At 56.3% G+C, this 12564-nt stretch carries 11 protein-coding genes; 4 read left to right on the top strand and 7 right to left on the bottom strand.

Features of this window, described 5'->3' with window-relative positions:
* Nucleotides 1-174: 174 nt before the first annotated feature.
* Nucleotides 175-1371: an acetate/propionate family kinase gene (locus ACR0BZ_RS14610; RefSeq protein ID WP_480546686.1), complete on the top strand. Its 1197-nt coding sequence runs from the start codon at nt 175-177 to the stop codon at nt 1369-1371.
* On the opposite strand, the gene ACR0BZ_RS14605 is transcribed toward ACR0BZ_RS14610, so the two are convergent.
* The 5 genes from ACR0BZ_RS14605 to ACR0BZ_RS14585 form a co-directional block, all read right to left on the bottom strand.
* Nucleotides 1368-2135, bottom strand: coding sequence for a citryl-CoA lyase (locus ACR0BZ_RS14605; RefSeq protein WP_480920584.1), 768 nt, complete (start codon nt 2133-2135; stop codon nt 1368-1370). The two genes, ACR0BZ_RS14610 and ACR0BZ_RS14605, sit on opposite strands and share 4 nt — an antisense overlap.
* Complete coding sequence (locus tag ACR0BZ_RS14600) at nt 2132-3316, bottom strand: CaiB/BaiF CoA transferase family protein (RefSeq protein WP_480920583.1); 1185 nt, start codon at nt 3314-3316, stop codon at nt 2132-2134. Before ACR0BZ_RS14600 ends, ACR0BZ_RS14605 begins: the two co-directional genes overlap by 4 nt.
* The gene (locus ACR0BZ_RS14595) at nt 3309-4820 is read right to left on the bottom strand and encodes a tripartite tricarboxylate transporter permease (protein WP_480588430.1); all 1512 of its coding nucleotides are present in this window, start codon (nt 4818-4820) and stop codon (nt 3309-3311) included. Before ACR0BZ_RS14595 ends, ACR0BZ_RS14600 begins: the two co-directional genes overlap by 8 nt.
* Nucleotide 4821: 1 nt before the next feature.
* On the bottom strand, nt 4822-5304 hold the full coding sequence (locus ACR0BZ_RS14590; protein ID WP_267366075.1) for a tripartite tricarboxylate transporter TctB family protein: 483 nt from the start codon (nt 5302-5304) through the stop codon (nt 4822-4824).
* Nucleotides 5305-5370: 66 nt separating this feature from the next.
* Nucleotides 5371-6351, bottom strand: a complete 981-nt coding sequence (locus ACR0BZ_RS14585; protein ID WP_480484345.1) for a tripartite tricarboxylate transporter substrate binding protein — start codon at nt 6349-6351, stop codon at nt 5371-5373.
* A gap of 107 nt (nt 6352-6458) precedes the next feature.
* Between ACR0BZ_RS14585 and ACR0BZ_RS14580 the strand changes: the two genes are divergently transcribed.
* The 3 genes from ACR0BZ_RS14580 to ACR0BZ_RS14570 are packed head-to-tail and all read left to right on the top strand — an operon-like array spanning nt 6459 to nt 9470.
* Complete coding sequence (locus tag ACR0BZ_RS14580; protein WP_480507962.1) at nt 6459-7127, top strand: response regulator transcription factor; 669 nt, start codon at nt 6459-6461, stop codon at nt 7125-7127.
* A complete protein-coding gene (locus tag ACR0BZ_RS14575) occupies nt 7117-8484 on the top strand; it encodes a sensor histidine kinase (protein WP_480484358.1) in 1368 nt (455 codons plus the stop codon). The genes ACR0BZ_RS14580 and ACR0BZ_RS14575 overlap by 11 nt, the downstream gene beginning before the upstream one ends.
* Nucleotides 8463-9470 carry an ABC transporter substrate-binding protein gene (locus ACR0BZ_RS14570; RefSeq protein WP_480484346.1) on the top strand — a complete coding sequence of 336 codons (1008 nt, stop codon included), beginning with the start codon at nt 8463-8465 and terminating at the stop codon, nt 9468-9470. Before ACR0BZ_RS14575 ends, ACR0BZ_RS14570 begins: the two co-directional genes overlap by 22 nt.
* A gap of 8 nt (nt 9471-9478) precedes the next feature.
* On the opposite strand, the gene ACR0BZ_RS14565 is transcribed toward ACR0BZ_RS14570, so the two are convergent.
* Both ACR0BZ_RS14565 and ACR0BZ_RS14560 read right to left on the bottom strand, forming a co-directional pair.
* The gene (locus ACR0BZ_RS14565) at nt 9479-10795 is read right to left on the bottom strand and encodes an HlyD family type I secretion periplasmic adaptor subunit (protein ID WP_480920582.1); all 1317 of its coding nucleotides are present in this window, start codon (nt 10793-10795) and stop codon (nt 9479-9481) included.
* Nucleotides 10795-12534 (bottom strand): type I secretion system permease/ATPase, encoded by a 1740-nt coding sequence (locus ACR0BZ_RS14560; RefSeq protein ID WP_480484348.1) that lies wholly within the window; start codon nt 12532-12534, stop codon nt 10795-10797. Before ACR0BZ_RS14560 ends, ACR0BZ_RS14565 begins: the two co-directional genes overlap by 1 nt.
* Nucleotides 12535-12564: the final 30 nt, after the last annotated feature.

Here is a 12564-nt window from a genome sequence, read left to right as displayed (position 1 = left end):
GCACCCCGGAAAAATTGGGCTGAACGATCTTTTCTTCCATGGAGATTTGCAAAGACCGGGGTTTGTAGCGGTTGGCTGGCTCGTAGTCTTGGGTAATGTCTTAAACTCAACCTTGTACCAGAGCGGATCAGTAAACCTTAGGAACTTCACCTTTTCGCAAACCAGAGGATATGCATGACACATGTCGTGACACTGAATGCCGGATCGTCTTCGATGAAGTTCGGCCTGTTCGAACTGACAGAAGACGATCCAGTCATGGTGTGCACCGGTGTGGTCGAACGGATCGGCGAGCCAGAACCAATCGTCAAGGCGCGGTCATCTGGCGGTGGAGTTCTGGCGAATGGCACGGCAGGTGATATTCACGATCACGCTGCTGCACTGGACTGGGTACTGAACCTGTTGTCACGGGCCTTCCCCAGTTGCGAGGTCACCGCGGTTGGGCATCGTATTGTTCACGGCGGACCTGAGATCGATACGCCTTTGCCGTTGACCGCCGCTGCTTTGGAGGAGTTGGACAAGCTCTCTCCGTATGCACCTCTGCACCAACCGCATAACCTAGCTGGCGTCAAGGCAGCTATGGAACGTTTTCCGAATGCCGCCCAGATTGCCTGTTTCGACACGGCCTTTCATCGCAACCACCCCTGGGAGAACGACGTATTCGCCCTGCCGCGCGAGTATTACGACAAAGGCGTCCGACGCTATGGTTTTCACGGGCTTAGTTATGAATACATCTCAGACCATTTGGCCAAAACCGCGCCGCTTTTGCACGCGGGGCGGGTTGTGGTTGCGCATTTGGGTAACGGAGCGTCGATGTGTGCCATGATCGGGGGGCGATCCGTCGGTTCGACCATGGGGTTTTCGTCGTTGGACGGGCTGCCGATGGGATCCCGTTGCGGTCAGCTTGATCCCGGTGTCTTGTTGTATCTGATGGATCAGGAAGGGTTGAGCGCCTCAGAGATTTCCGACCTTCTGTTTCGCAAATCAGGGTTGCTGGGTCTTTCGGGACTTTCAAGCGACATGCGCACTCTTGAAAAAGCAGATACCCGCGAAAGCCGACAGGCCATTAGCTATTTCACGTTCCGCATCCGCCGCGAACTTGGGGCAATGGCCGCAATATTGGGCGGTATTGATGCCTTGATCTTCACAGGTGGTATCGGAGAAAACTCGCGCCTTGTACGCGACAGGGTATGTTCCGGAATGGGCTGGCTGGGGATTGAACTGGATCCCGATGCCAACGCGGACAATAATCGGATCATTTCGACAGATCTGTCCCGAGTGGTCGCCATGGTTATCCCGACAAATGAAGAGCTGGTTATTGCCCGTGCGGCCGCCGATCTGTTGGCAAATCGATCCCATCGGAAAAGCGCTTAACCCGGCTGGTACGTCCAGCGATACGAGGGTGGGGTCGGCCCTTTGTTGCGACCACCTTGCTGCATCTGCTCCCAGGCATGTGCCAGAATACCTACTGATCGGGACAGGCAGAAAAGGCCGCGCGCCAATGGTGGCGCAAACCCAAGCTCGGCATAAATAACTGCGGTTGCGCCATCGATGTTCATCGGGACGGGTTTACCCTTACGCCGCGCAATTTCTGCCTCGATCTGCTGCGCAATGCGCATGAATTGCCCATCGCAAGCACCGGTTTTCACCGCTTCGGCGACCAAGTCCATCAGGCGCGGCGCGCGGGGGTCTGTGGGCGTGTGAAACCTGTGTCCAAAACCCGGAAGTATCTTTCCGTGGCTTTCGATCCACGCATCGATTGCCTGCGCCAAAGTGCCAGGGTAATGGCCCACAAAGTGGTAGAGTTCCACGGCCTGCTCGCCGGCCCCTCCATGAATGTCGCCCAACATGTTCACCGCGCTTGCCATCGCGTTGTTGAGGGGCAGGCCACATGTAACCGCCATGCGCGCGGTCGCAATCGATGGGGCCTGAGGACCGTGGTCGACTGCCGCGACCAGCGCGGCTTCGAACAATTTGGCCTGCGCTTTTGATGGGCGGTCTCCACGTACCATAAACCAGATCATTTCCGTGAAACCAAGACGTCCGATCAGGTTTTGAATCGGCTCTCCGCGCAGGTCTATCCGGCCAGGTTCCATATCGATGATGGATGTTGCCCACCAATCTGCCACATCGCTCATATGATCCCCTCTCTGCTTAGCGCGTCGATTTCCGCGTCGGTCAATCCGATTTCGGACCACACCGCTTTGTTGTCGGCCCCAAGCTTTGGTGGTGCGATTTGCGGCATTCGCCGGATGCCATCCATTACGACGGGACTGCCTGCAAGCTGCATCTGTTCGCCGTGAACCTGTAAAGAGCCAATCAGACCGCGATCGGAAAGTTGCGGGTCTGCAAGGGCTTCGGGCACGGTCAAAACTTGTCCGGCTGGTACTCCCAATGCATTTAGTGCACTCACCCATTGGGACGCAGCCTTCGTTCTTAGGGTTCGTTCCAGTTCTGAGCGTAAGGCGTGGCGGTTTCTTTTGCGGTCTTCACGCGTTGCGTAGTCGGGGTTGTTCAGCAGGTCATCCCGCCCCAGATAGCGGGCAAGTGCCTGCCATTGCTCGTCCCGATTGGCCGCGATGTTGATCGGGCTGTCCAGCGTGGCAAACGTACCTGAGGGGGCCGAGGTTGTGTTCTCATTCCCATGCGCTCCGGGCGTTACGCCACCCACCAGATAATTTGAAACAACCCAACCCATTGTCGAAATAACGGCTTCGGACATCGCAACATCCAGATAGGTGCCGCGTGGGTTGGCGTTCAATGCCGCCGCGACTGCAAAGGCGGCCGTCATCCCCCCGACCGTGTCCGCCAACGGATAGCCGACGCGATACGGTGCCGTGTCGGGGGCGCCGGTGATTGACATCACGCCGCTGATACCCTGCACAATCTGGTCATAAGCTGGATCGCCGCGCCGGGGGCCATCCTGCCCGAACCCGCTGATGGCGCAATAGATCAGGTTGGGATTAACGTTGCGCAGAACTTCATAACCAAGACCAAGACGATCCATTACTCCGGGCCGGAAGTTTTCCACCAGAACTTCAGCTGACTGGACAAGGCGTTTCAGCAGCGCCTTGCCCTTTTCCGATTTCATGTCCAGCGTGACAGACTTTTTTCCGGCGTTCTGCGCCAGAAAACTGATCCCCATCCCCGCCTTGTTCCTGGCGGGATCTGCACCCAGAACGCGAGCAAGGTCGCCACCACCGGGGCGTTCGACCTTGATCACGTCGGCACCCATCAATGCCAGTTGGTAGCAGCAATACGGACCCGCGAGGACATTGGTCAGATCGAGAACCCGTATTCCCGCCAGCGGGTCAGTCACCTTCGGCAACCCCTTCCGCCCGGGCCTGTGCACGGCGCGCGCGGTAGCTGGGTAGGAGCACCAGAAGCGCCGCAATAACCAGCAGACCCAGCGTCATCGGGCGTTCCCAGATAAAGGCGATACCATCGTACAACTGCATGGACCGTGAGAAGTTGTCTTCCATCATACCGCCGAGGATGAAACCGATCAGCAGTGGTGCCAGTGGGTAATCAGCAAATTTCAACGCCGTTGCACATACCCCAAAACCCACCAGTATCAGCAGTTCGGTTGCATTGTTCTGTCCGATATAGGCCCCCATCAGAGTAAAGAACAAAATAAAGGGGATCAGATAGTTACGCGGCACCGAGAGAACTTTGGCAATATAGGGGATCAGCGGCAGATTCAGGATCAGAAGTACCAGATTGCCAATGAACATGGACATGATGACCGCCCAAAAGATCTGCGGTTCGTCCAGCATAAGGCGTGGGCCCGGCGTCACGTTCAGGGCAATCAATGCGCCAAGCAGGATCGCCGTCGTTCCCGATCCGGGAATGCCAAGCGTCAGAAGCGGCACGAACGAGCCTGTACAGGCGGCGTTGTTTGCTGTTTCAGGCGCGGCCAGCCCTTTGATTGACCCTTTGCCGAATTCGTCCTGCTCGGCCTTTGGAGCGATGTTACGTTCGACTGCGTAGCCCAGAAAACTGGCAATCGTTGCGCCTGCACCGGGCAGAACGCCGATGAAAAACCCTTGGATAGACTGGCGGCCAATCACCGGAGCAATGGCTTTGGCTTCCTCCCTGCTTATGCGCAGGTCCTTGATTTCACCTTCTTCGCCCTTAAGGTCCTTGGGTTTGAGAACAAGAAACAGCGCCTCGGGTAACGCGAACATGGCCATTGCAAGTGTGATAAAGCCAAAGCCCGACTGCAAATCCATGATGCCCATGGTGAAACGAGGCATATTGAACAGTGCGCCTTCGCCAACGGTGGCCATGATCAATCCAAGGATTGTCATTATGATAGCCTTGGCAACCTGACCTGTTCCCGCAAAGGCGGCAATGGCCGACAAGCCGACAACCATCAGCGCGAAATACTCGGCTGAATGGAAAAGCAACGCAACAGACGACAGGGCAGGGGCGAAAATCATCAAAAGCAATGCGCCTAGCGTACCGCCTGCAAAACTCGCGATTGCTGCAATGGTCAGGGCTTTGCCCGCTTTGCCCTGACGTGCCATTGGGTAGCCGTCAAAGCTTGAGGCGACGGTACCCGCGACCCCCGGCGCATTCAGCAGAATAGAAGAGGTCGAACCACCAAAAATGGCGCCATAATACACACCGGCCAGCAAGATCAGCGCAGCGGACGGGTCGCCCATGGAAATAGCTACCGGGATCATGATGGCGATGATCGACATCGGGCCCAGACCCGGCAGCATTCCGATGAATGTGCCAATCAGACAGCCCGCCACGACCATCAGCAGATTTTGCAGTGAGAATGCCGTTTGCAGGCCAATCAGAAGTCCTTCAAGCATGTCAGCCTCCGAAAATGCCGGGCAAAGGGCGCATGTATATGCCAAGGACTTCCTGAACCAGATACCAGACCGTACCGGTGGCGATCAGGGCGACGGGCAGCATGATATGCCATTTTCGTTCACCCAGGATAAAAGACCCAAAGATCAGGAAGGCTGAAGTTGAGATCAGGAACCCGACGGGACGCAGGCACAACGCGTAGACAACCATCAGAACCAGCAGCATGATCGCCTGACCAAGATGGTAATCGCCCAACCGCCGGTAATCGATTTCAGGTTCGCTGGGTTCAGCCTTTTCAAAGCCCAGCAGAATGATCGTGGCCGTGATTATCCCCAGAATAGACAGCACTTTGGGGAAAGTGCTTGGCCATATGGGGTTTCTTTGCATGAAAGGGGGAAGACTACTGTCCATCGTGAACCAAGCGGCGTAGCCATATGTTAAACAAACACCCAGAAGAATGAGCGCGATCCAGCGATCCAGCGCCATGAGACCCCCTCCTTTTTTTCGTCGTCAGGGATGGCAGAGCGGGTTACCGCTCTGCCCAAATTGTATTCAGAGGAAGCCCAGCTTCTTCATCAGATCACCGATCTGTTGTTCCTGCTGCTCAAGAAATGACCGGAAATCATCGCCCGAGTTGTGGATGTTCACCCAACCGTTGCGTGCACGAACCTCTTCCCATTCCGGGGTGTCGTACATCTTGGCAATCGCGGCCTGGTATGCTGCAAGCTTGTCCTCGGGCAGACCCGGGGCCGCAAAGAAGCCACGCCAGTTCACAAAGGTGGTGTCGATGCCCTGTTCTTTCATGGTCATCGCGTCTGGGGCGGCCTCTACGCGATCTGCCGATGTGACGCCGATGATTTTGACTTCACCTGCATTGGCCAGATCGACGGCTTCAGAGAAACCTGTAGACAGCGCTGCGATCTCACCGGACAGAAGGGCAGCCATGGCTTTGCCACCCGCATCATATGGAATGTACTTCACGCCAAGCGCATCTTTTCCGGCCGCTTCCATCACCATGGCTGCGACCAGGTGGTCCATACCACCAGGAACCGAGCCACCGCCGATGGCCGTGTTGCCCGGGTCGGCGTCGAAGGCTGCCAGCAGATCACTCATAGAGTTGATGGGGCTGTCTTTGCCGACAACAATGGCTGCGTAATCACCGATCGTACCCGACACCAGCGTCAGGTCGCGGAAGTTGTGAGGGAACACGCCAGTCAACGAACGGATCACGATTGGCGTGGAGTTTACCATCAATGTCCCGTGGTTGCTGTCGGCGTTTTCAATTAGATAGCCGATGGCTTTGCCGCCACCACCGCCTGACATGTTTTCATAAGACGCGGTGCCCACAAGGCCGGCGTTCGTCAGCGCTTCGCCGGTGCCGCGGGCGGTACCGTCCCAACCACCACCGGCGCCGCCGGGGATCAGAAAGTGGATGCTGTCCACTACCTGGTCTTCAGCCAGAACAGGTCCTGCAAGACCTACTGCAGCTACAGCTGCGATAAGGGCGCGACGGCCCAGTGCGAATGTTGTCATGATGTCCTCCCATTTGACAACGGGCCGCATGGCGGCTCAGATTGGGAAAACTTAAACACACCAACCTGACATCAACCTGTCATGCACGAGAATAGTGTTAAGACCCGATGAAATTTCTACTTGTCGAAGACAATCTTGACCTCGCAAACGCGATCGGCTCCCGCATGAGGTTGGACGGCCATGTGGTTGATCACGCTTCAAAACTGGACGATGCGACAGCCTTTGTTGAATCGCAGGAATACGATCTGATCCTGCTGGATATCATGCTGCCGGACGGGGACGGTCGCGATTTCCTCAAGCGACATCGCGCGAGCCATTTGGACACGCCGGTGATCGTTTTGACGGCCCGCAGTCAGGTTTCGGATCGAATCGGCTCGCTTGATCTGGGTGCTGACGATTATGTCACCAAGCCGTTTGATCATGCCGAGCTTGAAGCGCGCTGCCGCGCAGTTCTGCGTCGCAAATCCGGGAATACGAAGACAACGATAGAAGTCGGTGGCATCGTATTCGATCCCCTGGCGGGCCATCTTACCGTGGGTGACGAGACCGTGTCGCTGCGGAATCGTGAACTGCGCCTGCTGGAATTGTTCATCAGCGCACCTGGTCAGGTTTTTTCGAAACAAAAACTAACCGACCGGCTTTTTTCTTATGATGATGATGTCTCTGATAACGCGATCGAAGTTTATGTGGGCCGCCTGCGCAAGCATCTGGAACCCTCGGACCTGAAGATCACCACGCTTCGTGGGCTGGGATACAGACTTGACCATGCCTCCTGATCCCAATGTGTCAGGATCGCTGCGGAACAGGCTGGTTCTGACACTGATCGGCGGCGCGGCCATACTTGCGTTCCTGCTGTTTGTCGCAGTCCGAAACTATGCTGCGCAGGTCGCGCAACAGGGGCAAGACAACATACTTGGTGCATCAGTGGCCTCAATCCTCGATGCGGCCGCCTTGCGGGAAGGGGTGTTGGAGGTCGATATCCCATATGCCGCCTTCGCGATGCTAAGCACCCCTGCGGACGACCGGATCTTCTATTCTATTTTTCAGGACGGCACGTTTCTTTCCGGATACGAGGATTTTCCACCGACCATTGGACCGCGTGACGGAAAATCGCTTTTCAGTTCCAGTCAGATTCGCGGTGAAACCATTCGTCAGGTCAGCGCCAGCCGGACTTTGGTGGGATTGGATAAGCAAACCGAACTGGTGGTCGCGCTGGGGCAGACACAAGACGCGTTGGCCGAAACTCTGGACCAGATTTCGCGCAATGCGGCGATTCTGGGCGTAGGGTTCTTTGCCCTTGCTGCCGCTCTTTCCTTTTGGGCGACGTCCTCGACCATCGGGCAGTTGAATAGATTGACAACCTCTGTCACCCGCCGTGGGCCGCAGGATCTGAGCCCGTTCAAAAAGCCGGTACCCCGCGAAATGGCCCCGTTGGTTGCTTCACTGAACTCATTGATGGGTCGGCTTGATCAGTCACTCAGCCAGTCAGAAGACTTTATTGCCGAGGCGGCCCACCGTGTTCGCACCCCTCTTGCTACGGTCAGGTCCTATGCTGACGCCACTTTGCAAAGGGTTGAAAAAGAAGAAAACCGCGAGGCGCTGCGCTCGATGGTGCGCGCCATTGACGAAAGCTCTCGTGCAGCCGGACAGCTGTTGGATCATGCGATGATCACGTTCCGGGCTGACCACCTTGAGCGGGAAGACATTGACCTGAACGCTTTGGTCAGTGACCTTGTGCAGCGCCTGACACCAATTGCCGAGATGAAGGACTTGTCGTTGTCGCTTTGTGGCGACCCACAGGTCATGTATTCAGGTGACCCCATCCTCATTCAAAACGCCGTGCGCAACATGATTGACAACGCACTTAAATATGCTCCGGCCGACAGTTCTGTTCGCATCGAAGTCACGTCGGAGCCATGGGCTCAAATCCGGGTAAAAGACCGTGGCCCGGGGTTTCCCTTAAACGAAATTGACACTCTCACGCGTCGGTTTGAACGGGGTAAGAACGCAAGTGGTACCATTGGGTCCGGTTTGGGCCTGACCATCGCGCAGGACGTTGCAACAGCGCATGGTGGAGCGCTTGCCTTGTCCAACAGACAGGGAGGCGGCGCATGCGTTACATTATCGCTTTAGTCTTCCTTTGGTTTCCCGCTGTCACACAGGCGCAAGTCTGGGAGGATCGGCAAGTATTCAACGCCGAAGCAGACGAGGCACATATTCGGGTCATCTCAAGCACCGATACGTTTTTGTTTGAGCCTATGATTTCCAGCTTTATCAAGGAAAACCCTGACATTTCTGTCGAGTATTTGGTGACGGGTACTGCCGACATCGATCGGATCGTGCGCACCGCACCGGAAGATTTCGATATTGTCATTTCCAGCGCCATGGACCTGCAACTGAAACTGGCCAATGACGGTTATGGACGCGTGATTGATGACATATCGCTGCCATCCTGGGCGCAGTGGCATCGCAGTCTTTTCGCCTTCACGTTCGAGCCCGCGACCATCGTGATCAACCGTGCCGCCTTTTCCGGCGCGCCTGTCCCAGAGACCCGACAGCAACTGATTGAAGCTCTTCGAATGCGACCGGACAGCTTTCGGGGCCGGGTGGGAACTTATGACATCCGTCAGTCCGGTCTAGGGTATCTGTTTGCGACGCAGGATGCCCGTGCGTCAGAAACGTTCTGGCGCCTGATGGAAGTCATGGGCGGGTTGGATGTGCGTCTGTACTGCTGTTCCGGCGACATGATTGATGATCTTGTTAAAGGTGAGATCGCCGTAGCCTATAATGTACTTGGCAGCTATGCGGATGCGCGCGCCGGGCACAAGGATACGCTTGAGGTTATCCTGCCGTCGGATTTTCAGACGACCATGATGCGCACGGTGATGGTTCTTGAAGGTACACCCGTACCCGAATTTGCCGCGTCTTTTGTTCGTCACCTTGTATCAAAGCAATCCACGCAGTCAGGTGGGGGCCACACCCTCCCGCCTTTGGCACCTTTTGACACGGACGAAGAACGTGAAACGATTGGGCTGGATCCAGCGCTGATGACGTTTTTGGACAGATTAAAACGCCGCCGTTTTCTGGCCGAATGGGAAAGCGCAGTTATCCAGAGATAGCCCTGCCGTCATTCCCTAAATGCACGATTGAAGTAATCGGCCATCGGCTTGACCAGATAGGACAACGGGGTGCGTTCATCGGTTTTGATCAGTGTCTCAACAGGCATACCCGGCAAAAGCTCCTGACCGTTGAGACGGTCCAGCTCGCCATCATTCATAACCACTTCGGCGCGGTAGAATGTAAAGCCGGACTTTTCATCCGTGAATGTATCGGCTGACACGTTTTTGACCTGCCCGTCCAATTCAGGCGTTTCACGCTGATTGAAGGCCGGAAACCGCAGGGCGACAGGTTGACCCACATGCAGCTGATCCACATGGATCGCGTCAACGCGCGCGGCGACAAGCAATGGCGTATCCTGTGGAACAACATACATCATGGGTTCACCCGGCTGAACGACAGACTGAAGGGCAAAGACCTGACTTCCATATACTGTTCCGCTGACCGGTGCGCGGATGTCCAATCGTGTCAGCCGCTCGGACAGGGACAGTCGGCGTTCCGATAGTTCAGCAACTTGCGCCTGTACGTCCCGCAACGTGGTAATTGCCTCTTCCCGGCGGGTTGCAGTCAGTTCAACGATCTGGATCTCGGTTGATGCGATCTGCCCTTTGAGGCGGGCGACAGCGGCTTCCAGTCGGCCTATTTCACCTGTCAGGCTGGCTTCTTCCCGTTGCAGGGCCAGTACACGACTGGTTTGTGTCAATCCACGTTTCAACAGGCTTTGCTGGTCTTCCAGCTCATCCTCGATCAATTCAACCTGACGGCGCAGCGAAACGAGTTGGGCCTGCGTGCCTTCAATCTCACTCTCGATCTGAACCAGCTGCTTGTTCAGCTGTTCTTGCTGTTTGGATAGGGTTTCCACCCGGGCGTCGAACAGGTTTTGCTGACCTTCGATCAGGTCCAGATCAATGCTGTATTCCGTCTGAACCTCGTGCAACTGCGCCGCCAACTCTTGCGACGAAAGCCCGTCGCGTTCGGCCTGAAGCCGGACACGCCGTGTCAGAAGCTCAAAAAGCTGCGCTTCCACAATCGTCTGTTCGGACGATAGGAAAGTATCATCCAGCCGCAACAGCATCTCGCCCGAGGCGACCACATCACCATCGCGTACAAATATTTCGCCAACAACGCCGCCATCAGGGTGTTCGACCACCTGACGGTTGCTTTGTACCTCGATCACTCCTGAGGATACGATTGCACCAGCGAGGCGCGTCTTCACTGCCCAAAGGCCCAGTCCGCCAACCAAAATGGCAAGCGCGGCGAATCCTACCAGGGCGGGAATTTTCATACTCCAGGCCTGCGCCTGCTTCTTGGTCGTGTTTTTTGCCATTATTCACCTACGGGGCTAAGCTTGCGCTTAATCGCGCCCGCGTTCTGCACCATTGCGCTGAGAACCTCGTCACGACTGCCGAACCTGACCACTTGTCCTTTTTCGACAACGGCCAGATCGTCACATTCCGAAATGGCCTGCGGGCGGTGTGTCATGATGATGGCGGCTTTGCCTGCCGCCTTGAGCCCCCTCACGGCCGCGTTCAAGGCTTCGGTGCCATCCGCGTCCAGTGCCGAGTTTGGTTCGTCGAGAATAAGCAGAACAGGGTCGCCATAGAGGGCGCGGGCCAGAGCGATGCGCTGTTTCTGCCCGCCTGACAACTGACTGTCATTGCCTTCAAGGAAGGTACCATAACCTTTCTCCAAAGACAGGATCAGGTCGTGCGCATTGGCTTTCTTGGCTGCGGCCACCACCGCTTCGGAATCCGGGTTTTCTGACATCCGGGCGATGTTCTCGGCCACGGTCCCGTTAAACAGGGTAACCTGCTGCGGCAAATATCCGATATGGCTGCCCAGATCGTTGGAGTCATATTGATCCAGAGTGGCACCACCCAGTCGAATTTCACCGGCTGCCGGATTCCAAAGCCCCAGCAACGCCTTGGCCAGTGTCGTCTTTCCCGATCCGCTTTTGCCGATGACACCCAGCGCCTTGCCCGGTTGCAGCTTCAGATTCACGTTCCGCAACGTTGGCGTTGTTGCCCCGGGGGGAATGACAGTCAGCGATTTGGCTTCCAGCTGCGCCTTCGGGATGGGCAAGCGAATCCGCTGCTCTTCGGGCGGGGTCTGATCCAAAAACCGGCTTAGGGAAGTCCAGGCCGTTCGCGCACGTTCGATCATGCCCCATTGGCCGACCGCTTGTTCGACCGGGGCGAGGGCCCGACCCAAAAGGATTGAACCCGCGATCATCGCGCCCGGTGTCATTTCGTTTTGCAAAACCAGCCACGCGCCCAAGGCAAGCATTGCAGATTGAAGAAACAGTCGTAACGACTTGGTCAAAGACGTAAAACTGCCTGTCCAGTCGCTGGCCGAAATGGTTTGGCGCAAGGCATTCGAACGCTGGTCCAACCACCGCTTTGTCACGTCCGCCTGCATACCCTGTGAGCGCACAACCTCTGCCGCTTGTCTCGCATGTTCCGCAAAGGCGTTTGCCCGCGCTGCTGCAGTTTGTGCTTCAGCGACTTTTCTGCTGGTCAGAGCCTGATTGAGCAGTGCAATCACGACAAGCAGAACACCGCTTGCCACGGCCAGCCAGCCCAGCAAGGGATGAAACAGGAAAATCGCACCCAGAAAAACAGGCGTCCATGGAATATCCATCACCGCCAGCAGAACGGGGGATGAGCACAGGTTTCGAATGGATTCCAAATCACGCAAGGCCGTTGCCGGGGCAGATCGTATTTGCGGCAAAAGTGAACGCCGCAGCGTTGCTTCGAAGACGCGCTCATCCAACTGTGACTGGAACCGTGCGCCGAACCGGGCCACGATGCGTCCGCGGGCAAAATCCAGCATCGCCATCAGCGCATAAAGCAACGCCACCAACAAAAACAGCGCTGTCAGTGTTTCCACTGCACGCGAGCCCAATACCCGGTCATACACCTGCAACATGAACAATGGGCCCGTCAGCATAAGCAGGTTCACAAAAATGCTGAACAAGAACGCCAAAGCAAGGAACGCGATCCCCTGATTGCGCACATTGCGCAGTTCATGCCGGGGGGCCGCAGATACGCGGTGTTCAGGTTTCAATGTTTTAAATCCATATTATCCGGAGATGCG

It is taken from the genome of Ruegeria sp. P8 (assembly GCF_056534665.1).
This window is presented reverse-complemented; position numbering and strand designations above follow the sequence as displayed.